Source organism: Bizionia hallyeonensis, from assembly GCF_042657385.1.
GTDB lineage: Bacteria > Bacteroidota > Bacteroidia > Flavobacteriales > Flavobacteriaceae > Algorimicrobium > Algorimicrobium hallyeonense.
Window position 1 is genome coordinate 466,873 of record NZ_JBHSLA010000001.1, and the last position, 23,455, is coordinate 490,327.

The following is a 23,455-nucleotide window of genomic DNA, read 5'->3' on the forward strand; positions in this document are numbered from 1 at the left end:
CAAATTGCCAGTAGCATATAGCAAGATATGATTAAGAACGATTTATTTTTAAGAGCATTAAAAGGTGAAACCGTAGAGCGTCCTCCAGTTTGGATGATGCGTCAAGCAGGGCGTTATTTACCAGAATTCATGGAAATAAAAGCCAAATATGATTTCTTTACGCGTTGTCAAACCCCAGAGTTAGCAAGTGAAATTACGGTTCAACCTATCCGCAGGTACGGCATGGATGCAGCCATTTTATTTAGTGATATTTTAGTGATTCCGCAGGCTATGAATATTGAGGTTCAAATGAAACCTAATTTCGGGCCTTACTTACCCAATCCTATTCGCACGCAAAAAGACGTGGACAACGTTATTGTTCCGGATGTAACGGTTGCTTTGGATTATGTATATCAAGCTATTAAAGCTACCAAAGAAAAGTTAAACGATGAAGTGCCATTAATAGGTTTTGCAGGTTCACCATGGACTATTTTATGCTACTGTGTACAAGGGCAAGGCAGTAAAAACTTTGATAAAGCGAAGGAATTTTGTTTTACAAATCCCGTTGCTGCACACCAATTATTACAAAAAATTACAGATACAACTATTGCTTATTTAAAAGAAAAAGTAAAGGCTGGTGTTAATGCCGTTCAAGTATTCGATTCTTGGGGTGGCATGTTATCACCTGTTGATTATCAAGAATTTTCTTGGCAATATATCCAACAAATTATTGATGCTTTAAAAGATGAAACGCCTGTAATTGCTTTTGGTAAAGGCTGCTGGTTTGCCTTAGATACTATGGCAAAATCTGGTGCATCAGCTTTAGGCGTTGACTGGACATGCTCACCAAAAAATGCCCGTTATTTAACTGGTGGGAACATTACTTTACAAGGTAATTTTGATCCAACGCGTTTGTTTTCGCCACCAATGGAAATTAAAAAAATGGTTCATCAAATGATTAATGAGTTTGGAAAAGATAAATATATCGTAAATTTAGGTCACGGTATTTTACCTAATATTCCTTTGGATAATGCCAAAGCGTTTATTGATGCTGTAAAAGAGTATCGTGCCTAAACGTCATTATGAAGTTAAAAACAGAATCCTTTTCATTGGAAGTCTTAAAACCACAAGATGCGCAAAGCTTAAGTCGGTTAATGATTTCCAATGGAAAACGATTTCAACAATATCTGCCTACAACCTTATCTGAAAATTTATCTGAAGCAGATTCTAAAAATTATATACAGAGAAAAACAAAGCAAATAAAAAATAAAACGGAGTTCACTTTTGCCATTAAGGATATTGATTCTGATGATGTTGCGGGTTTAATTATATTAAAAAATATAGACTATCAATTAAAACAAGGCGAATTTTCCTATTGTTTAGGTCAGAAATATTCTGGACGAGGCTGGATGACACGAAGTATAAAAGCTGCAAAAAACTTTGCTTTTAATGAACTAAAACTAAAATCCTTACAGATAATCATCCATAAATCCAATCTGGCCAGCATTCAGATTGCCGAAAGAAATGGCTTTACTTGGATAAAAACCTTGGACAATGAATATGTTTCGGGTAAATCGGTTTTAGATATGGAACTATACGAATTACAGTATGAAAAATAAATTCTACCAATACATTCAAACATTACAGGATACCATTACAGCTAAATTAGAAGCGGTGGATGGTAAAGCTACATTTCAAGAAGATATTTGGAAACGACCAGAAGGTGGTGGTGGACGAACACGTGTTATTGAAAATGGTGCTGTTTTTGAGAAAGGTGGTGTGAATATTTCTGCTGTTCATGGCAAATTACCAGACTCCATGCAAACCTATTTTGGCGTGGAAGATGCTGATTTTTTTGCCTGCGGATTAAGCTTGGTTTTGCATCCAAAAAATCCAATGGTTCCAACCGTTCACGCTAATTGGCGCTATTTTGAAATGTATGATAAAGATGGAAATATTGTAGATCAATGGTTTGGTGGTGGACAAGATTTAACACCCTATTATTTATTTGAAGAGGATGCAATACACTTTCACCAAACCTGTAAAACGGCATGCGATAAACATGATCCGGAGTTTTACCCAAAATATAAAGCCAGATGTGATGAATATTTCTATAATACACATAGAAATGAAGGTCGCGGTTTAGGTGGTTTATTTTTCGATTATTGCAAAGCTACCGAAACCATGAGCATGGAAAACTGGTATAATTTTGTAACCGAAGTTGGCGATAGCTTTTTAGAAGCCTATGCGCCAATTGTAGAAAAACGCAAAGAATTACCATATACCGACGCCCAACGCACCTGGCAAGAAATCCGTCGTGGTCGTTATGTAGAATTTAATTTGGTTCATGATAAAGGCACCCTTTTCGGACTAAAAACAAATGGTCGAATAGAAAGCATTTTAATGAGTTTACCGCCACATGTACAATGGGTTTATGATCATCATCCAGAAGACGGAAGTGATGAAGAAAAACTAATTAAGGTATTACAAAACCCTATAGATTGGGTATAATATGAATTGTTACTGCGGAAATAATAAAACCTATAATGACTGTTGTGAAGTATTTCATTTAAATCAAGGAAAAACAGAAACAGCAGAGCAACTTATGCGTTCTAGGTATAGTGCATTTGTAATTGCCAATGGTGATTATTTGATGCAAACCCATCACAGTTCTTCAAGACCAACTTCCGAAAAAGAAGCTATTATACAATGGGCGCAATCTGTAGACTGGATAAAACTAGAAATTATAAATACTACCAAAGGTTTAAAAAACGATAATGAAGGAACAGTAACATTTAATGCATATTTTTATGAAAACGGAAACGTTGAAATTATTCATGAAAATTCGGCTTTTATAAAAGAAAATAAAACATGGTATTATTTAGGTTATGCCAAAAATTAATAAAAAATGTATCCACTAAAAAGAAATAGAAGATTAAGAACAAACGAAGCTATTCGCTCGTTAGTTCGTGAAACTATAATAACGCCAAACGATTTTTTAGTACCACTTTTTATAGTTGAAGGTAAAGGCGTAAAAGAAGAAATTGCTTCCATGCCAAATTATTTTCGCTACAGCTTAGACCTTTTGGAAAACGAAATAAAAGAACTTTGGAATCTAGGTTTAAGATCGGTTTTACTGTTTGTAAAAGTGCCTGATAATTTAAAAGATAATAAAGGAACGGAAGCTTTAAATCCAAACGGTTTAATGCAACGTGCCATTAAAACGGTTAAGAATATTTGTCCAGATATGCTGGTTATGACTGATGTGGCTATGGATCCATATTCCTCTTATGGTCATGATGGTATTGTAAAAAACGGCCTAATTTTAAACGACGAGACTGTTGATATATTAACAGATATGAGTCTGTCTCATGCTGAAGCTGGCGCCAATTTTGTAGCACCAAGTGATATGATGGATGGTCGTATTTTAAGCATTCGTGAAGCTTTTGAAAATAACGGTTTTTACAATACAGGAATTATGAGTTATTCAGCTAAATACGCATCGGCTTTTTATGGCCCGTTTCGTGATGCTTTGGATTCTGCACCTGTAGATATGGCAAATGTCCCAAAAGACAAACAAAGCTACCAAATGGATCCAGCAAATCGTTTTGAAGCCATCCGAGAAACCGAAATGGATATTGACGAAGGCGCTGATATGGTTATGGTAAAACCAGGTTTATGCTATTTGGATATTGTTCGTGAAATTAAAAATACGGTTGATGTTCCTGTTGCTGTTTATCAAGTTTCTGGCGAATATGCCATGCTTAAAGCAGCTGCCGAAAAAGGCTGGTTAAATCATGATGCCGTTATGATGGAACAAGTAACAGCCATTAAACGTGCTGGAGCAGATGTAATTGCTTCCTACTTTGCCAAGGATGTGGTAAAATTATTAAACAAATAACAAAGCAAAAAACCTTACAGTTCAGAAATTCATAGCTGTAAGGTTTTTTTATATTATTTAGGAATGGATACCACAAATTGCGCACCTGTACCTTTTCCTGCACTATAAGGCTCAAGCGTTCCACCGTGTTTCTCTACTATCTTTTTAGTTAAATAAAGTCCCAATCCTGTTGTTGGTTCGCCACTAGTTCCTAAATGACCGGGCACAAATTTTTTGAATAAAGTGCTTTTTGTGCGATCGTTAAAACCAATTCCATAATCTTTTATTATAATTTTCACCTCATTGTTGGTTTCTTCACCTGAAATACGAATTTCACCGTTTTTTTGCGAAAACTTAATAGCATTATTTACTAAATTTTCAAAAACCTGTGTTATCCCATTGGCATGTCCACGTATGGATAATTGAGCGGGTAAGTTGATACCAATAACCAACTGTTTGGCTTCAATAGATTTTTTATAGGTGTGAATAATGGCATTAATAATTTCGGAGGCCGATAGCATTTCAAAGTTTTTAGATGATATTTCAAGATGTTTTGCCTTCAAAATTTTAAGCATATCTTCTAAAAATTTCACTTGTTTAGTAGCAACCTCGTTTAACAACGTAATATACTCTTGCCGTTTTTGAGGATCATCACCATCTTCTTTTAAAAAATCAATAATACCTAACGTTTGTAAAACAGGTGTCCGTAAATCGTGCGAAATGAGTTCAATTATGTCTTGTTTTTCTTGATCTACCTCATCCAAACGCTCAATAGTAAATTGAATGTTTCTTAACATTTCCCCTACCTCATCTGTATAATTGGTAGGTAAATCTGGCACTGTTTTGTCCTGAACAAAAGCATTAAGTGCATTTTTACCTTTTATAATGGGGTCTAATAATGCATCTAAAACTTTTAAAGTTAACGCCGTTGCTCCCAACGTTAATCCTAACGTAATGAGTATAAACGTAGTTGTAGAAATTGTTGTAGCAAAAAGCGCATACATAATGATACCTAATAATGGTATGTGGATTCCTAAAAAAGCAACAAAGAGAAATTTATACGAATATTTTTTAAGAAAAGATACTTGCGAAAGTTTGTGATAAGTTTTCATGTATTTAGGGCTTTAGAGAGTATTCAATTGTTAAGACAAGATGAAACTTTTTTTCTACATTAATTACCTTAATGCCTTATATTAATAACCCAATGCCATTATATAGCCTTAAAAAAAAAGCCCACAAACTTTTGAAACTATATTTAAAATCTGAAATTCCCTTATGATTTTGTAAATTAGCAAGAAACTAAAAATACGTTAATGACCACACTCATTCTTTGGGCTACAGTATCTATTTTCTTTTCATTTTTATGCTCCATTTTGGAAGCTGTATTATTAAGTATCACACCTACGTTTATTACTGTTAAAAAACAAGAAGGCAAGGATTATGCGCTCAAGTTGGAAGCGTTAAAAAAAGATGTTGATCAACCACTTATTGCCATTTTAACCTTAAACACCATTGCGCACACTTTAGGCGCCATGATGGTTGGTATTGAAGCTGAAAAATTACCATTTAAAATTGAAGTTTTTGGTATAAATACCGTTGGTATCGTCTCGGCAATAATGACCTTGCTTATTTTAGTCGTTTCTGAAATTATACCTAAAACTATTGGAGCATCCTATTGGAAATCATTGGCTGGGTTTACAGCAACAACTCTTAACATTTTAATGTTTCCTTTAAAGTATTCAGGAATTTTATGGCTTCTACGCCTTACAACCAAACTGATTGGTGGCAGTCCACATGGTAGCGTATTAAGCCGCGAAGATTTCCATGCTATAACCAATTTAGCAGAAGAAGAAGGTGTTTTTCATGAATCTGAAAGTAAGGTTATAAAAAACATGCTCACATTTAAAGAGGTTTTAGCCAAAGACGTCATGACACCTAGAACGGTGATGTCTTTAGAAAATGAAAATCAAACCATCGAAGATTTTTTTAAGAAAAATGCCAATACCAAATTTTCGCGAATTCCTGTTTATACAAAGAAGTCAGATAATATAACAGGACTCGTTTTAAAAGATGAAGTTTTTAAGGAAATGGCTTTTGGAAATGGTGACAAGCTACTTTCAGCTATTAAAAGACCAATTATTATTATAAATCGCAACCTTCCTATTCCCCGCTTATTCGAACAGTTGGTAGAAAGTAAAAACCACTTGGCTTTAGTGGTAGATGAATATGGCTCTGTAAGTGGTTTAGTTACAATGGAGGATGTTATTGAAACCCTTCTAGGTTTAGAAATTATGGACGAAAGTGATGACGTTCCAGATTTACAAGTTTTAGCTAGACGTGGATGGGAAGCGCGCGCTAAACGACTCGGTTTAATTGATAACGAAAAGCCAACCGATTAATGGAACAAGAGCGTTGCATTATAAAATCACCACTTGGGTTCACCCAAATTACAGGAGATACAGATGGTATTTCGGCTATAACCGTTTTAAATTCCGAAGAAAAACTAACGGATATTATTCCGGAACCTCTTCAAGATTGCGTCTATCAGCTTAATGAATATTTTGAAGGAAAACGTAAGCAATTCGATTTAATATTAAATGCAGAAGGCACCATTTTTCAAAAAAGCGTTTGGGATGCTTTGCGTAAAATCCCCTATGGTAAAACGGTGTCGTATTTGGAACTTTCTAAAAAACTAGGAGACATAAAAGCCATTCGTGCTGTAGCAAATGCCAATGGTAAAAACCCACTTTGGATTGTAGTTCCATGCCATCGGGTAATTGGTTCAGATGGGAGTTTAACAGGTTATGCTGGTGGTCTGCACCGAAAAAAATGGCTGTTAGAGCACGAAAGCCCTTATAAACAACAAGCCTTGTTTTAACCTAACATGTGGCGTAATTATAATTGGTATTAATCACATCAACCACAACAAGCCTCAATAAAAATTCCTATATTTATTTTCTAAATCTTACGGTATGAAATTCCTAAAATCGATCTTGAAATGGATCCTAATTGTTTTTGTTCTACTCATTGCAACCTTGTATATAACCGATACCGATTACCTTATAAAAGCCGTTAGAACTATTTATTTAAAGGGTTATTCCACAGCATATTTAGAAGATTATAAAGAATTTGATAATCAAGTTGTGGAAAATGGCACACCACAACCATGGCCAAATCATCAAGGTTATAATAGCGTAAAAGAAACTGAAGCCTTAAATAAAATTAATAATGAAAACGGCACCATTGCTTACGTAATCATTAAAAATGATAGTATTTGGTTCGAAAATTATTACGATGGTTTTGATGAAAATTCCAAATCCAACTCATTTTCCATGGCCAAAAGTTATGTATCCGCTATGTTAGGAAAAGCACTCATGCAAGGCCATATTAAGAGTTTGAATCAACCTGTTAGTGATTTCCTTCCTGAATTCACAGAAGGTTTAGCCGCCAAATTAACGGTTGGCGATTTATCATCTATGGCATCAGGAACCGATTGGGACGAAGCCTATTATTCGCCTTTATCTATCACTACACGTGCCTATTTTGATGATGATTTAGATAAGGTGATTAACGGTTTAAAAGTCGTGAAAGAACCAGGACAATCTTACACCTATTCAAGTGGTGACACCCAAATGCTAGCTATGGTTATTGAACGCGCAACTGGCAAAAAACTATATGATTATTTAACCGAATCGTTTTGGAAACCATTAGGTTCAGAAAACGCAACACTTTGGCAAGTAGACAGCGATGATCATGACATGGTAAAAGCATATTGTTGTATTGCTAGTAATGCGAAAGATTTTGCACGTTTAGGCAAACTCTATAAAGATCATGGAAAATGGCAAGGCAAGCAACTTTTAGATTCGGCCTTTGTTGCTAAATCTATTAAACCACGTTTTCCTGCTAGTCCAGAATACGGCTATGGTTGGTGGTTAAAAAATATTGATGATAAGGAATTTTTTATGATGCGTGGCCACTTGGGTCAGTACGTTATTGTGGAACCAAATGACAACGTAATTATTGTAAGATTAGGGCATTCTAAAGGACCAGGAGACGCACTGGCAACGTTTACGCCCGATATTTTTACGTATATTGAAGAGGCTTACAACATGCTTAATAAAAAATAAACCATGATTTCTAAACTAAATCTCGAAAACATTCTATTCCTGGATATTGAAACCGTTCCAGAAACGAGGCATTTTTCAGATTTAGATGAAACCAAACAAATGCTTTGGGACGCCAAATCCAAATACCAACGTAAAGACGAATTTACTGCTGAAGAATTTTATGATCGTGCTGGAATTTGGGCTGAATTTGGAAAAATAGTCTGTATTTCAGTGGGATATTTTAAAATGGAAGGCGATGTTCGCACTTTTCGGGTAACGTCCTTTTATGGTGAGGAAATCAAGATTCTAAAAGACTTCAAAAATTTATTAATTTCGCATTTCAGTGAAAATAAACACTTGCTTTGTGCACATAATGGTAAGGAATTTGATTTTCCATACATAGCACGACGCATGATTATTCATAATATAGAATTGCCTTATAAACTTAATTTATTTGGGAAGAAACCCTGGGAAGTTCCACATTTGGATACGCTAGAATTGTGGAAATTTGGTGATTATAAAACCTACACCTCTTTAAAATTATTGACTAATGTGTTGGGGATTCCTTCGCCCAAAGATGATATAGATGGCAGTGAAGTCTACCGAGTTTTTTACGAAGAAAACGACATCGATCGGATTATAATATACTGCGAGAAAGATACCATTGCCGTAGCGCAAATTTTCTTACGCTTACGAGGTGATGAACTCCTTCATGATAACGAGATTATCCATATTTAAGTCTGCAAAAAGGATGGAGCGCATGTTTGAAATCCTTTTTTTATTTTAGAAAAAAGATTGAGTAGCGAGAGCCTGGTTTTTTCTTTCAAAAAATTTGCCCAAAAAACTTAAAAGTATCCATTGTCTTTTTTAACCACAGCAATAAAAAAGTCCAGAGCTTTCACTCTGGACGTTTTCATTAAAAATAATTTATAATTATTGCTTGATAAAGCGTTTTACTTTCGTTTTCTCACCAATATTTAATTGAATTATGTACATGCCATCATTCAATTCTGAAACATTAATGGTTTCGGTAAATACGCCTTTCATTACTATTTGACCAAGCATATTAGATATTTGATAACTTTGTGCTTCTAATCCATTTAAAGCGATATTCAATGCTTGCTTTGTTGGATTTGGATATAGAGTAAACAAATCATCCGTGGACGATGTTACGGTTCCAAGACCTCGAGATGCACCGCCAACACAGAAGTTTGTTGTTTGCGAACTTGTAAAAGAACCACCACTTGCTAATGTTGTAGTTCCAGCTTTTAAGGTATACGAACCATTTCCATAAGAGCAGCAAATACCATCACCATAAACATCTCTAACAACTAATGCATAACAACCTGCCGGTAAATTGACATCAATGTTTAATGTTGAACCATCTGGTTGCGAACCATACGTACCGCCAGAAGCTACAGTAGTGCCACCATCAAGGATTGCCCATGAGGTTTCTTCCGGGTAATTATCAAAGGTAATGGATAGACTAACGGTTGTATCACCACCAGAATTTCCTCCATTAACTATATTTACGGTATAATCTTCCACTTCGCCATAACTAAATCTTTCACAAGATGTTGGAATAGCATTGTATTTCATAGCCACACGCATTCTGGTTTCACCTAATGTAGCCGATGTAGGAATTGTAAAACTTCCGCTTACAGGACTTGTTTTAGAAGCTGATCTAGACCATACCTGCTCACCTGAATCGGTAAAATCGCCATCTTGGTTATAATCTATCCATACAGCGTATCCTTCATTATAACTAGTTCCTGTCCAGGTAGGCGTTACGGTAACTGTATAATTATTTGCTTTAGTTAAATTAGTGGAAGTTGCGGTAAAGTCTGAATAGGATTGTGCGCCAGAAGCCTTATTAATGGTTCCTAATTGCACACGTGAAATGTACTCGTCATTGACACTGTTTCCTTGAGCGCTACAGTATTGAGAACCTGTTTGACAAGGCTGACACGATGAACCTCCGCAATCTACACCCGTTTCCGTTCCATTTTGCACACCGTCATTACATGTTGGTGTTGTTGTACTACCGCCACATTTTTCTGATAGTGCTAAAGATCTTCTAGCACCTCCAGCATTCAGCACCGCGCGCATTCTGTTTTTTTGTCCCGTTGTAAATAAGTCCATACAAGAATCGTTTGTATAATCCATATAGTTTTGAACCATATCTGCAGATCCACAAGAAACGCGTCCTGTTGGACAACCTCCATTTGAGGTTTGATGCGTAGGAGTATCACTAACAAAATCGTTTCCACAATTAGCATCTCCCCAAATATGTCGAAGATTTAGATAGTGTCCTACTTCGTGTGTGGTTGTACGTCCGCCATCAAAGGGAGCGGATACATTTCCAACGCGACCAAAATAGTTATAAGCCATTACAACGCCGTCTGTAGCAGCATTTCCGCCAGGAAATTGGGCATAGCCTAAAATGGTGTTTCCACCACTAGTCATTTTTGGTACAATCCACATATTAAGGTATTCAGAGGTATTCCAAGGGTTAACACCACCTTGCGATGATTTTTTCATATCATCAGTTGTACCCCAATCTTGACGTGTTGTAGACTTTCTAGTAATTCCTGATGTTGCATTTCCATTAGGATCAATAGACGCTAAGCAGAATTCAATTTGGGTATCAGCCGCTTGAGACCATGTGTTATCTGCATCTGGATTTGTACGTCTAAAATCTTCATTTAAAACATCCAATTGCGATTGGATTTGTGCAACACTTATATTTTCTGTACTGTTTCTGTATAGTACATGTACAACAACAGGAAGTGTTATTATAGAACCATCGATTCTATTATTTTCCATCTGTTGGATTTGGGTTTGCGTAAACGCTTCAATTTGCGCCATGCGTAGTTCGAGACCTGGGTCTTGTTGTTTTCGGTATTCCAAGTTTTCCATAGTTGAGCAATTGCGTTCTTGGGCAAAAATCGCGATGCTAAACAGAAAACACATAAAGAATAATGTAGTAGGTTTTTTCATGTGAAATGTTTAAAATTTTAAGTTAATAATTGAATTATTATACACGAATGTATTTTAAAAATGATAATTTCAAAATATAATAGCCTTATTTTCGTTGAATAACCATTAGAAAAAATTCTTTACGGTTTTACCACAACAGGTTTGAAGAAAAAACTTACATTTATTCATGTCTACTCAGTTTGAAATTTTTACAATTAGCAACTTAAAAAGTTTGATTTACACAATTTAAATTAAAAAGATTCTCATAAAAAAACGCCCAGATTTTTCAACCTGGACGTTTTTACTTCAATTTAATTTATACCTATTGCTTAATAAAACGTTTCGTTACTATACCGCTTTCCGTTTTAAAACGAATTTGATACAATGCTGTTTCTAAATTACTAACATCAATAGTTCCATTGTTCAACGCGCCTTTTCTAACCATTTGACCAATGCTATTAAATACTTCATAGGTTACATCTTGAAAGGTTGTTTTAATATTTAAAACGTTTCCTTTTACAGGATTTGGATACAAGGTAATATCTTGTTCTAATTGAGGCGTATTCATATCAACCACCTCACGTGAAGCCGACTCTATACAGAATACGGTTGATTCAGAAGCCGCAAAACTACCACCAGACGCTAAAGTTCCCGTAGACCCCGTTAAAGTATACGAACCATTTCCGTACGAACAGCAAATACCATCGCCATACGCATCGGTAATTGTAAACGTATATTCGCCAGCCGCCAAACCACTAAAGGTTCTGTTAACGGTTGAGCCATCTGGATTTGATGTGGAATAGGTTGCAGATGCAACTGTCGTTCCCGAGGCATTTTTAAGCGTCCAACCCGTTTCTTGAGGATAATTATCAAAGGTTATACTTAAGGTAACGTTACCTACGTTACAGTTTCCACCTGTTCCACCTCCTCCAGTGGTTAAACTTATATTATCAATGGCTAAATCAGCTTGCCATGTTGTTCCAACGTTTCTATTAAAACGCAATTGAACGGTTCCACCAACATAAGCTGATAAATCCACACTTACCGATTGCCAAGAATTTCCTTTATTCCCCGACTCATTCCAAATAGAAGTCCAAGATGTGCCATTATTCGTACTCGCTTCTAACGCAATAGTCCCAAAGTTATTTGAACCATACATGTGGTATTGGAAATTGAATGTTGCAGCATTCTCGGCTGACAAATCAAAACAAGGTGAGTTTAAAATGGCCCGTTTGTTGGGATAATTAGGACTCGATGCCTCCACAAAAATATAATAACTGCCTTGAGCCGCACTTGATGGTCCTGTGTTGCTTGAAGGCGTTCCGTTTGCATCAACGGTCCAGTTCGCATCATCAGCAGTGGATTGTGTCCAATCGCCTAATGTGTTTTCAAACCCTTCAGTATACGGAAATGCCGAAACACTTCCGGAACAACCTGTATTTGTAATTGGTAAGGTGGTAACGTTTACCGAATTACTATAGTCTGAAATATTTCCCGCAGCATCTTTAGCTCTTACTCTAAATGTATAAGCCGTGTTCGCTGTTAAGCCCGTTACTTGTCTCGTAGTTCCAGAAACACTAGCAATAATAGCGGAACCTTGATATACATCATACCCTGTGACTCCTACATTATCAGTGGACGATGACCAGCTCAAACTCGTACTTGTTTGCGTTGTATTAGTTGCAGATACATTAGCTGGCACACTTGGTGCTTGCGTATCTGGCGGATTTAATGTTGTAACATTTACCGTATTACTAGCAACAGACACATTTCCTGCGGCATCTTTAGCGCGGACATTAAATGGATATGATGTGCTGGCACTTAAACCAACTACAGCATACGATGTTCCAGAAACGGTTGCAATAATACTAGCACCTTGATAAACATCATAGGCCGTAACGGCAATATTATCAGTAGCGGCATTCCAACTTAAATCAGTTGTTGTTTGCGTTGTGTTGGATGCTGATAAATTGGTTGGCGCACTTGGCGCAACGGTATCAGGACCTTGAGATTGAATTACAATGGTATAATCTTCAACTTCGCCATAATTAAATGTTTCACATGGTGTAGGAATTCCATTGTATTTCATGGATACACGCATACGTGTAGAATTTTCAACAGCACCTACAGGAATGGTGAAATTACCACTTACAGGTGTTGTTTTTGAAGCTGCACGCGTCCAAACTTGCTCGCCTGCATCATTAAAATCGCCATCACGATTGTAATCAATCCAAACAGAATACCCTTCATTATAAGTAGTGCCTGTCCATGTTGGTGTTACTGTTATCGTGTATTGTGTACCTTTAGTTAAGGTTGTAGAAATACCTGTGAAATCGGAATAAAATTGCGCTCCAGAGGCATTATTTATGGTGTTCAATTGCACACGACTAATGAATTCGTCATTCACATTCGTACTTGCTGACGAACAGTAATTTAGTTGCACATCCGTGGTTGTGAAGTTGATTGAACTGCTATAAGCTGAACTACTTCCACCACTACATTTACTGCGAACTTGCGCTTCATACTGTGTTAAACTACTTAATCCTGAAATAGATGTTGAAATTCCAGTTACATTATTTGTTGTCCAAGTTGTTGTTCCTGTTTGACGGTAACGTAAATCGTAAGTCGCTCCTGAAACAGCACTCCATGATAGGTTTGCCGAATTAGAATTAACACCAGAAGCATTTAAACCAGTTGGTACTGTAGCATTACAAACTACTTGACCAGCAATGGTGAAATTACTGTTAGAAATATCGAAGAAAATATGATTACTTCCCTTAACCATGATACGGTTTTGATTCCCTTGATTATTTGGAACAACCACATTTTGAGCGCCATCATTTGGAACATTTGTTGCTAAAACAATCGGATAGGTATCGCCACCATCGGTAGATAAAAAGATATCCACATTAGTAGCATTCACGCCATTACCTGTAGTTCCGGCAACATTCCACGTTACGTTTTGCGTACTTCCTGCAGACCACGTTACATTAGAGTTTGGTGCGTTTACTACAAATGGACCAGCTGTTCCATTTACCGTTACAACCATATCATCACTATTATTGGCTGCACCTCCAGCTTTATTATCTCTAACCGTCATACGGAAATTTAATGTTCGTGCTACATTGGGAACCGCTTCCCATTGCCAAGATGTACTCCCTGACTTAATGGTAGATAACCTTGGAAAATATCTTTTTGTATCCGTTGAAGGATTATAAGAACGAAACGCTACACCAGTTGTTGCTGTCGTGCTAGGGTACGTTGTGGCTGCGTTGTTTTCATCAAATTGTTCCCAGCAATACGTTAATACATCACTAGAATTAGCATCAGAACCTGAACCATTTAAAACAAAAGGCGTTCCTTTTGGAATGGTATAATTAGAGCCTGCATCGGCTGTTGGAATGGCATTTCCCGTATTGGTATTGGTCTGACAACTTCTTGATTTAATATAATTAGTAACTTGCTGAATAGAGAAGGCATGAAAATAAGGATCACTATTGGATTGCACATCTGTAGCTCCCGTAATTCCGGCATAACCCATAATTGTTGTACCACTTCCTGGCTCAAAATGCGCATTGGTACTTTCATTTCTAAAAGAAAATGTATGGTTGGCACCAAATTGATGACCCATTTCATGGGCTACATAATCAATATCAAATGGCTCACCTTCTGGATCTGTTCGCGAGGTAAAAGCACTTCCTTTTTGTCCATTCACGCAAATACATCCTATACAACCCGCGTTTCCATTATTGGAGTCGCGTGCAAATAGGTGACCAATATCATAATTAGATTCCCCAATCACACTTGTGAGTGTTGATTGTAATTGACTATTAAAATTTGACGACGAATAAGGGTCACTACCAGCATTGGTATAAATAACATTTGTATTATTAGGAATAACAACCATGGTTACATTAAAATCGTTTTCAAAAACACCATTAACACGCGTCATTGTTGCGTTTATTGCAGCTAGTGCTAATGCTTTAGTTCCACCATGGTACGCCGTATATTCGCCTGTTGTAGACACCGCCAATCTATATGTCCGCAATAAACCATCATCTGCATTTCGTAAAGAACTACCATCACCCGTAATATTCGTGTTCATAGCATCTGTTACGGTACATTCAAAGTCATCTTGCTCAATTCTGCGGTCTTGCCGATTAAACGCCACGTATTGACTTAAATCATTAGTATAAGCTTCAATAAAACTTGCGGGTTTATCTGGCGACAAACGCATACTCTGAAAACCTTTAGGCGACATACTAAAGCGAATAACATCCGCTGGATTGTCAATTCCTTGTCCAGCGTACGAACGAATATCAGGAAAACGCGCTTGTAAATCTGGATGTAAAACCGAAGCTTCCACTATCCGAAAGCGCTCCATGACGCCTTGATCATTTGGAAAAGACAAGATAACTTGCGATTGACGCCCAACTTCTTCACGTTTAGAAACGTTTTGAAGCGATTGCTTTAGCGCGTTAAAATTCAATGAGAAAATCTCTGAATCTGATAAAAGAAGTTTACTGTTTTTAACAGCCTTTTTGCTGACAGCGACTTGTTTTTTCCAAAGTTTATCACTTTGAGAAAAACCTACGCTCATGCTGAATAGAACTAATAAAAAGAATAGTTTTTTAATCATAATTAATTGCTATTTATGTGATTATTTAATGAAATTTTCACGAATTTAATATAAAAATGACCATATTACTTATGTAATTGTTATTTTTTTATTGAAATAAATACAGAATTATTAACATTACGGTTTTACCACAGTAGTTTTGAAGAAAAGACTTACTTTTACATGTATGCAAACAAATAAAATTTTAGAGGTTACCAACTTAAAAATTTCATTTTCTAATAATAAAATTGAAAATGAAATTATTCATGGCATCACATATAGTTTATTTCCAAATGAAATTTTAGGCATTGTAGGTGAGTCCGGGTCAGGCAAATCAGTTTCATCATTAGCCATTATGGGACTACTCCCTAAACAGATTTCTAAAATCACTGAAGGCTCCATTCACTTTGATAATGTTGACTTAACGCAAATTTCATCTAAAGATTTTCAGGACATTCGCGGAAACGATATCGCTATGATTTTCCAAGAACCAATGAGTTCCTTAAATCCTTCAATGCGATGTGGCGAACAGGTTCGGGAGATTCTTTTACAACATACCAATTTATCCAAGTTTGCAGCAAAAACAGAAACAATTAATCTTTTTGAAAAAGTAAAACTACCCAATCCGGAACGTGTTTTTAAGGCTTATCCTCATGAAATTTCAGGCGGCCAAAAACAACGGGTTATGATTGCCATGGCTATTGCTTGTAAACCCAAAATTTTAATTGCCGATGAACCTACAACCGCTCTAGATGTAACCGTTCAAAAGGAAATTATTTTATTGCTGAAAGAACTTCAGCAAACTGAAAGCATGAGCATTTTATTCATTTCACATGATTTATCGCTTATTTCAGAAATTTCCAATCGGGTTTTGGTTATGTATCAAGGTCATATTGTGGAACAAGGATTGGTTACTGATATTTTTAATAAGCCACAACACACGTACACCAAAGCATTAATTAATGCCAGACCAGCCTTAGATGTGCGCTACAAACGTTTAGCAACCATTAAAGATTACATGAATAACACCATTGATAAAACGGTTGTTAACACTGAAGATCGCGCCAGAAATCATGAGAAAATTTATGCAAAACAACCACTTTTAACGGTTAAGAATTTAGAAAAAATCTACTTTTCAAAATCGGGTTGGTTTAAAAAAGATGAAGCTTTTAAAGCTGTCAATCAGGTTAATTTTAACTTATATGAAGGCGAAACATTGGGATTAGTTGGCGAATCTGGTTGTGGGAAATCCACATTGGCAAATGTTATTTTACAATTGGACAAAGCGTCTGCAGGGGAGATTATTTATAAAGGAAACGATATAACCTCCTTACCAAAAAACGCTATTCGAGAATTACGAAAAGATATTCAAATTATTTTTCAAGATCCGTATGCATCGTTAAATCCGAGGATTCCCGTTGGAAAAGCCATTATGGAGCCTATGAAAGTTCATGGCATTGGAACGTCAGATGTAGACAGAAAAACACGTGTTTTAGAATTATTGGAGAAGGTTGGTTTAGATGCCTCATTCTTTTCGCGCTATCCACATGAGTTTTCTGGTGGCCAAAGGCAGCGCATAGGAATTGCGAGAACTATTGCTTTGGAACCTAAATTAATTATTTGCGATGAATCGGTTTCGGCATTAGATATTTCCGTTCAAGCACAGGTACTTAATTTACTAAATGATTTAAAAGAAAATTTTGGGTTTACCTATATATTTATTTCACACGATTTAGCTGTGGTAAAATATATGTCCGATAATTTAATTGTAATGAATAAAGGAGAAATTGAAGAAATGAATGATGCAGATATCATTTACGCAAATCCGCAAAAGGCGTACACCAAAAAACTTATTCATGCCATTCCGAAAGGATTATAGCATGAATAATTTCTTTGTTAAATACATAAAGCTTTTAATGAATCGCTTGGTGTTTTGAATACTCAAATTCAAGCTGTTTTCATAACGTGTAGGTTGTTCAGGTAGATTTGAGGCAAAATTCATAAGTAGGTTAGGTTTATGTTAGATTTGAGGTTTTTTGCTAATTTAAATTATAATAGATTTGGGGCAAATTATAATTCAAATTTCAAAAGATTCAGTTCAATTCATTAGTTAGGTTTGGGATTGCTAATATGACATATATTTTCAAAGTATCAGTTAAAATACATTATTTTTCGATGAAATACATATTATTTTAACATTTAAGATAATTTTTGAATATTTTTCCTACAAAAAATGTTATTGAAATTTATTTGATTACATTTAAACTTTAAAATTATACGATGAAAAAGTATCTACTTTATGCTTTAGGATTGTTTTGCTTGAGTTGTACTATTCAATATGAAGGTGATACGCGTCTTGTAGCCAATGGGCAATTGCTAGACCGCAATGCCAATCCAATTCCAAATCTTGATATTGAAATTTGGGCTTACACAGATTACAACGGTTCCTATGGAAATTCTAGCGATTTAATTTCCTTAACAAAAACCAATAATTTAGGCGAATTTGAAATGGTGTTTCCAAAAGCCAAAGGAAATATATCTTACGAAATAAAAGCTTTGGACAACACGTATACGTATCAAAACAAAACGGTTTCAAATATTAAAGCTTTCAATTTTGTAGACTATACGTTTTCATCAACCAACCTATTTACTTTGATTGAAATAGATGACATTATGCAGCTAACCATTATTCTGAATAATGTAAACACAGAAAATCAAATTATAGATATTTCCATAGATGGCATTTTGGCTAAAAATCATGTTTATGCGAATCCTATAGAGGAACCTGAACCTTATTATTACGGCAGTTATTATGAAACCGTTGCTAAAAACCAAACGCTTATTATCCATTACGATGTAAGAAATAATAACACACAAACCGTTTCTTCGTTTCAAGAAATACTTGATGTTAGCGATGACGATATTTATGAATACACCCTAAATTATTAAGTAATGAAACATTTTTTAATAGTGATTCTCTTGTGCCCAGTTTTTGTTTTTGCACAAGAAAATCGCCGTACGGAATTTGAATCTGAGTTTGAACCTCGACCAGAATTCTACATTTACATGATAAATCATAATAATTTTGGCGACAACTATCTATCCGAAGCTAATGATCCAAACTTTCTAGGAGTTGGACTTCAAATAAATGCTTTTAAAGCTTATAATTTTAAAATAGGTATTGGTGGTGAGTATATGGAGTATACGGTAACCAACAAAACATTAGGTGGCAACATTAACAAGTCCTTTTATTATGCTGCGTATCTTAAACTGCAATATGAAATAGATTTTAAGGACAGTTGGGCTGTTGAACCTTTAATAGGTATTGGTAGAACTAGAATCCACCAAAAAAGTGGTTCGAAAGATTTCGATGATTTTTACGGAACCGCATTTTACCTAGGTAGTAACTTACTCTATAAATTTACAGATCATGTGGCTGTGTATCTAGGCGCAAATTATAATTATACACAGTTTGATGTTAAAACAGCTACTGCTTATAAGGATTTCTTTCAAAAAGCCAATCAAATTCAAGTCCAGCTAGGCTTAATTTTTTCGATTGGCAATAATTAGAAAAACTGTTTTGAATATTTTTTTAAAATGGAATTCCCCTAAAGCTCCATTTAGTTTTGCATTTCTATTTTATGCGAGGGTTAAACTGAATTCGCTCAAATGCTCATTTCAGGGATTGTGCCTTCTATAATTAAAGTGCCTTCCGTTGCTTTTTGAATCTCTTCAATAGAAACACCTGGCGCACGTTCTAAAAGCTTGAAGCCTTTATCTGTAACTTCTATAACCGCAAGATTCGTCACAATTTTTTTAACGCAACCAACACCAGTTAATGGCAATGAGCAACGTTTTAGTAGTTTAGATTCGCCTGCTTTGTTTGTGTGCATCATAGCCACGATTATGTTTTCAGCACTTGCCACTAAATCCATAGCACCACCCATACCTTTTACCATTTTGTTTGGAATTTTCCAGTTGGCAATGTCGCCATTTTCCGCCACTTCCATGGAACCTAAAATGGTTAAATCTACATGTTGCCCACGAATCATAGAAAAACTCATAGCCGAATCGAAGAAACTAGCTCCCGGTAAGGTGGTAATGGTTTGTTTTCCGGCATTTATAATATCGGCATCTTCTTCGCCTTCAAAAGGAAATGGTCCCATGCCAAGCACGCCATTTTCACTTTGAAATTCTACTTCTATATCGTCTCGCACGTAATTGGCAACCAAGGTTGGAATACCAATTCCTAAATTCACGTAGTAACCGTCTTGAACTTCCTGTGCTATGCGTTTTGCTATTCCGTTTTTATCTAACATGTTTACTTAATTTGAAAATTAGTTGATTTGAAGATTTGAAAATTAGCTTTGTTTACTATTTGATATTATTTTCGACATAATTTTAATTATGGATTTCAAATCGTCATTAATTAGTTTGTTTGGCGTTGGATAATGCTGTGATTGTTCACATAACTTTAACCAATACTGTAATTCATCTGCTTCTTTAGCCGCAATTTTAAATTTATGAATAAAATCTTTTTTGCTCTCTGCATTCTGTGCTTCTGCTACGTTAGCACCAATGGATGTTCCACTTCTAAATATTTGAGAAGCCATTTCATATTTATGATTTTTTCTAATTTCTTCAGAAAAATCTATAATATTCAATGATAATTTGAAAGTAAGCGTCACAATAATATTTTCTTTATCGTTTCTCATCTTCAAATTTTCAAATCAACACATCGTTTAATCCCTTTTTCTAACTGTACGTTGTTCAATACGTTTTTCGTAGTTTTTACCTTCAAAAATACGTTGCACAAAAATTCCAGGTATATGGATTTGGTTGGGATCTAGCTCGCCTACTGGCACTAATTCCTCTACCTCAATAACCGTTATTTTGGCTGCACCACACATATTGGGATTAAAGTTTCTGGCTGTTCCCTTAAAAATTAAATTTCCGGCCGCATCACCTTTCCAAGCTTTTATAAAGGCAAAATCGGCTTTAAAGGCATGTTCTAATACATACATTTTACCATCAAATTCGCGGGTTTCTTTGCCTTCAGCTACTTCCGTACCATAACCAGCAGGTGTGTAAATAGCTGGAAAACCAGCTTGTGCTGCACGACAACGTTCAGCAAGCGTTCCTTGCGGAATTAATTCCACATCTAATTCACCACTTAACATTTGACGTTCAAATTCATCATTTTCACCAACGTAAGATGAAATCATTTTGTTTATTTGGCGTTTGTGCAGCAATAATCCCAATCCGAAATCGTCCACACCAGCATTATTAGAAATACAGGTTAAACCTTTTACTTCCAATTCTACCAATTTGGCGATGCAGTTTTCTGGAATGCCGCTTAATCCAAAACCACCAAACATAAAGGTCATATTATCGGTTACACCTTGCAAGGCTTCATTAATATTGGCAACTTGTTTATTAATCATAATCTGTTTTTTTGCTTCCGAAAAATACAAAATAAAAAAGCCATTCGGAAGGGAATGGCTTTTGAAATTTAATGGATTATTTATTATTAAAAATCCAATTCATCCGGAATTTCTTCCGACGGAACGGTTTCATCACCTGCTTCCACATAATCATCACAATCTACTTGAATGGTTAAATCTTTTGGTGCTTCAAAATCGCTTGTAGAAATTCCCAAATCTTCATCGTCAATACAACTCCGCATGTACATGCCCCAAATTGGTAATGCCATAGCAGCGCCTTGACCATAAGTAATGGTTTTAAAGTGTGTAGCCCGATCTTCTGCACCAACCCAAACGCCTGTTACCAAATTTGGTACCATACCCATAAACCAACCATCACTTTGGTTTTGCGTAGTTCCTGTTTTTCCTGCTATCGGGTTTTTAAATTCATAAGGGTACCCTGTAATAATTTCGGGGTAAACACCAGTTTTAGGCATCCAAGTTCGTCTTAAACGCGCTCCAGAACCTACTCTAGTTACACCTTCCATTAATTTAACGGTTACATATGCGGTTTCTGCGCTAATAACATCGCGTGATTCTGGTGTAAATTGGTATAAAACGGTTCCGTTTTTATCTTCTATATGCGTTACCATAACCGGTTTGGTATAAACACCTTGATTAGCAAACGTTGAGTACGCTGCCACCATTTCATAAACGCTTAAATCTGCGGTTCCTAATCCTATGGAAGGAACTGCTGGAATATTTGATTCTACACCTAATTTTTCAACTAAATCTATAACAGGCTGCGGACCCACTTTATCCATTAAACGTGCCGTAATGGTATTTACTGAATTTGCTAAAGCGGCTTGAAGCGTTACTTCTCCGCCATAATTACCATCGGAATTTTTTGGTGTCCAAGGTTCTGGATTTCCAAATTTCAGAGCTTCAATAGTGATTTGCGATTGTGGCATTTTATAACAAGGTGATAAATGCAATTGATCTATAGCTGTAGCGTAAACAAACGGTTTGAACGTAGAACCTACTTGACGTTTACTTTGTTTAACATGATCATATTGAAAATGTCTATAATTCATACCACCAACCCATGCTTTTACATGACCGGTTAAAGGATCCATAGACATCATACCTGGATGCAAGAATTTCTTATAATAACGCATAGAATCCATGGGTTTCATAATGGTATCTATTTCGCCTTTCCATGAAAAAATAGACATGGCTGTTGGTTTATCAAAAGACGCTATAATTTCTTTATCGCTTTTTCCATCTTTTTTCATAACACGCCAACGCTCTGATTGGCGCATACCACGATTCATTAAGGATTCAATTTCATTTTTATCTAAATCTAAAAACGGTGCCGTTGGGTTGCGTTCTGGTGTGTTTTGATTATCAAATTCGGCCTGTAATCTTGGCATGTGTCTTTGAACAGCTTCTTCAGCATAGTTTTGCATGCGCGAATCAATTGTGGTGTATACTTTTAAACCATCGCCATATAAATTATATTTCTCACCGTCTGGTTTAGGATTGTTTCTAATCCAATCTTTCATAAAGCCATCTAAATATGCTCGGAAATAGGTAGCAATGCCATCCCTGTGTGATTGTGGCGAATAGCGTAAACCTAATTCTAACGCTTTTAATGAATCGCTAGTTTTTGTGTTAATATAATCATACTTTTCCATTTGATTTAAAACCACATTTCGGCGGTTTCTAGTTCCTATAGGATTTCTATGGTCACGTGGATTGTATAAGGATGAGTTTTTAAACATCCCGACCAACATAGCAGATTCTTTTATATCTAATTCATTCGGTTCCTTATCAAAATAAATGCTAGCTGCCGAACGAATTCCGTCAGCATTATTCCCAAAATCATAAATATTAAAATACATGGCAATAATTTCTTCTTTAGTATATTGACGTTCCAGCTTGATGGCTATTATCCATTCCTTAACTTTTTGGAGTACGCGTTCTGCAATATTTGAAGAGCCTTCGCCATGGAATAACTGTTTAGCCAATTGTTGAGAAATAGTACTGGCACCACCTCCGCTACCTAATTTTACCACAGCACGCAGTGTTCCACGTGCATCAACACCGGAATGCTCATAAAAACGCGCATCTTCGGTTGCTACTAGAGCATCTACTAAATGTTTTGGGAGTTCATCAAAACTCACCGGCGTCCGATTGTCATTGAAGTAAAATTTACCCAATGTTTTTCCATCTGAAGAAATAATTTCAGTGGCTAAATTTGTTTTGGGATTCTCCAAAACAGTATGATCTGGCAATGCACCAAAAACGCCCCATGACGCCAATAAAAACATTAATACAACAGCAGAAATGCCACCTAAAAATAACGTCCAAAACCAACGCACATATTTTTGAAACCCGTTGGACGTATTTGCTTGTTTTTTTGCTTGTTTCTTTTTTGCCATTGTATAAATACTAATTGATACTGGAA

Annotated in this window: 19 protein-coding genes; 12 read left to right on the plus strand and 7 right to left on the minus strand. The window is 35.9% G+C overall.

Translation table 11 applies throughout. The features are described 5' to 3' along the window. Positions 1-27: 27 nt before the first annotated feature. Genes hemE through hemB form a run of 5 tightly spaced genes read left to right on the plus strand, consistent with a single transcriptional unit; the run spans position 28 to position 3,880 of the window. Positions 28-1,053: a uroporphyrinogen decarboxylase gene (gene hemE, locus ACFPH8_RS02115; protein WP_376858272.1), complete on the plus strand. Its 1,026-nt coding sequence runs from the start codon at positions 28-30 to the stop codon at positions 1,051-1,053. A gap of 8 nt (positions 1,054-1,061) precedes the next feature. Further along, a complete protein-coding gene (locus ACFPH8_RS02120; protein ID WP_376858273.1) occupies positions 1,062-1,598 on the plus strand; it encodes a GNAT family N-acetyltransferase in 537 nt (178 codons plus the stop codon). Beyond that, on the plus strand, positions 1,588-2,490 hold the full coding sequence (hemF, locus tag ACFPH8_RS02125; protein WP_376858274.1) for an oxygen-dependent coproporphyrinogen oxidase: 903 nt from the start codon (positions 1,588-1,590) through the stop codon (positions 2,488-2,490). The genes ACFPH8_RS02120 and hemF overlap by 11 nt, the downstream gene beginning before the upstream one ends. Position 2,491: 1 nt before the next feature. Continuing rightward, the gene (locus ACFPH8_RS02130) at positions 2,492-2,881 is read left to right on the plus strand and encodes a YchJ family protein (protein WP_376858275.1); all 390 of its coding nucleotides are present in this window, start codon (positions 2,492-2,494) and stop codon (positions 2,879-2,881) included. A 6-nt stretch (positions 2,882-2,887) separates the two neighbouring features. Beyond that, the gene (gene hemB / locus ACFPH8_RS02135; RefSeq protein ID WP_376858276.1) at positions 2,888-3,880 is read left to right on the plus strand and encodes a porphobilinogen synthase; all 993 of its coding nucleotides are present in this window, start codon (positions 2,888-2,890) and stop codon (positions 3,878-3,880) included. A gap of 53 nt (positions 3,881-3,933) precedes the next feature. Here hemB and ACFPH8_RS02140 read toward each other — a convergent pair whose 3' ends face one another. Then, positions 3,934-4,971, minus strand: coding sequence for a sensor histidine kinase (locus ACFPH8_RS02140; RefSeq protein ID WP_376858277.1), 1,038 nt, complete (start codon positions 4,969-4,971; stop codon positions 3,934-3,936). Between the two features lie 201 nt (positions 4,972-5,172). On the opposite strand from ACFPH8_RS02140, the gene ACFPH8_RS02145 reads away from it, so the two are divergent. From ACFPH8_RS02145 to ACFPH8_RS02160, 4 genes are all read left to right on the plus strand, one after another. After that, positions 5,173-6,258 carry a CNNM domain-containing protein gene (locus ACFPH8_RS02145; RefSeq protein WP_376858278.1) on the plus strand — a complete coding sequence of 362 codons (1,086 nt, stop codon included), beginning with the start codon at positions 5,173-5,175 and terminating at the stop codon, positions 6,256-6,258. Continuing rightward, positions 6,258-6,737, plus strand: a complete 480-nt coding sequence (locus tag ACFPH8_RS02150) for a methylated-DNA--[protein]-cysteine S-methyltransferase (RefSeq protein WP_376858279.1) — start codon at positions 6,258-6,260, stop codon at positions 6,735-6,737. The genes ACFPH8_RS02145 and ACFPH8_RS02150 overlap by 1 nt, the downstream gene beginning before the upstream one ends. 94 nt (positions 6,738-6,831) lie before the next feature. Beyond that, the gene (locus tag ACFPH8_RS02155; RefSeq protein ID WP_376858280.1) at positions 6,832-7,986 is read left to right on the plus strand and encodes a serine hydrolase domain-containing protein; all 1,155 of its coding nucleotides are present in this window, start codon (positions 6,832-6,834) and stop codon (positions 7,984-7,986) included. 3 nt (positions 7,987-7,989) lie between these two features. Further along, on the plus strand, positions 7,990-8,703 hold the full coding sequence (locus ACFPH8_RS02160) for a 3'-5' exonuclease (protein WP_248396685.1): 714 nt from the start codon (positions 7,990-7,992) through the stop codon (positions 8,701-8,703). A 195-nt stretch (positions 8,704-8,898) separates the two neighbouring features. On the opposite strand, the gene ACFPH8_RS02165 is transcribed toward ACFPH8_RS02160, so the two are convergent. Both ACFPH8_RS02165 and ACFPH8_RS02170 read right to left on the minus strand, forming a co-directional pair. Next, entirely contained in the window at positions 8,899-10,965 is a 2,067-nt protein-coding gene (locus ACFPH8_RS02165) for a GEVED domain-containing protein (RefSeq protein WP_376858281.1), read from the minus strand. A 301-nt stretch (positions 10,966-11,266) separates the two neighbouring features. Then, entirely contained in the window at positions 11,267-15,583 is a 4,317-nt protein-coding gene (locus ACFPH8_RS02170; RefSeq protein WP_376858282.1) for a reprolysin-like metallopeptidase, read from the minus strand. Positions 15,584-15,749: 166 nt separating this feature from the next. On the opposite strand from ACFPH8_RS02170, the gene ACFPH8_RS02175 reads away from it, so the two are divergent. From ACFPH8_RS02175 to ACFPH8_RS02185, 3 genes are all read left to right on the plus strand, one after another. Further along, positions 15,750-17,441: an ABC transporter ATP-binding protein gene (locus ACFPH8_RS02175; protein WP_376858283.1), complete on the plus strand. Its 1,692-nt coding sequence runs from the start codon at positions 15,750-15,752 to the stop codon at positions 17,439-17,441. A gap of 401 nt (positions 17,442-17,842) precedes the next feature. Then, positions 17,843-18,511, plus strand: coding sequence for a hypothetical protein (locus tag ACFPH8_RS02180; RefSeq protein ID WP_376858284.1), 669 nt, complete (start codon positions 17,843-17,845; stop codon positions 18,509-18,511). 3 nt (positions 18,512-18,514) lie between these two features. Further along, a complete protein-coding gene (locus ACFPH8_RS02185) occupies positions 18,515-19,132 on the plus strand; it encodes an outer membrane beta-barrel protein (RefSeq protein WP_248396696.1) in 618 nt (205 codons plus the stop codon). A gap of 95 nt (positions 19,133-19,227) precedes the next feature. Here the strand turns inward: ACFPH8_RS02185 and ACFPH8_RS02190 are convergent, their stop codons facing one another. The 4 genes from ACFPH8_RS02190 to ACFPH8_RS02205 all read right to left on the minus strand — a co-directional run bounded on the left by ACFPH8_RS02190 (position 19,228) and on the right by ACFPH8_RS02205 (position 23,429). After that, complete coding sequence (locus tag ACFPH8_RS02190) at positions 19,228-19,881, minus strand: CoA transferase subunit B (protein ID WP_248396697.1); 654 nt, start codon at positions 19,879-19,881, stop codon at positions 19,228-19,230. Between the two features lie 42 nt (positions 19,882-19,923). Continuing rightward, complete coding sequence (locus ACFPH8_RS02195) at positions 19,924-20,277, minus strand: four helix bundle protein (protein ID WP_376858285.1); 354 nt, start codon at positions 20,275-20,277, stop codon at positions 19,924-19,926. A 27-nt stretch (positions 20,278-20,304) separates the two neighbouring features. Further along, positions 20,305-21,006: a CoA transferase subunit A gene (locus ACFPH8_RS02200; protein ID WP_376858286.1), complete on the minus strand. Its 702-nt coding sequence runs from the start codon at positions 21,004-21,006 to the stop codon at positions 20,305-20,307. A gap of 86 nt (positions 21,007-21,092) precedes the next feature. Next, positions 21,093-23,429 (minus strand): penicillin-binding protein 1A, encoded by a 2,337-nt coding sequence (locus ACFPH8_RS02205; RefSeq protein WP_376858287.1) that lies wholly within the window; start codon positions 23,427-23,429, stop codon positions 21,093-21,095. Between the last annotated feature and the right edge of the window lie 26 nt (positions 23,430-23,455).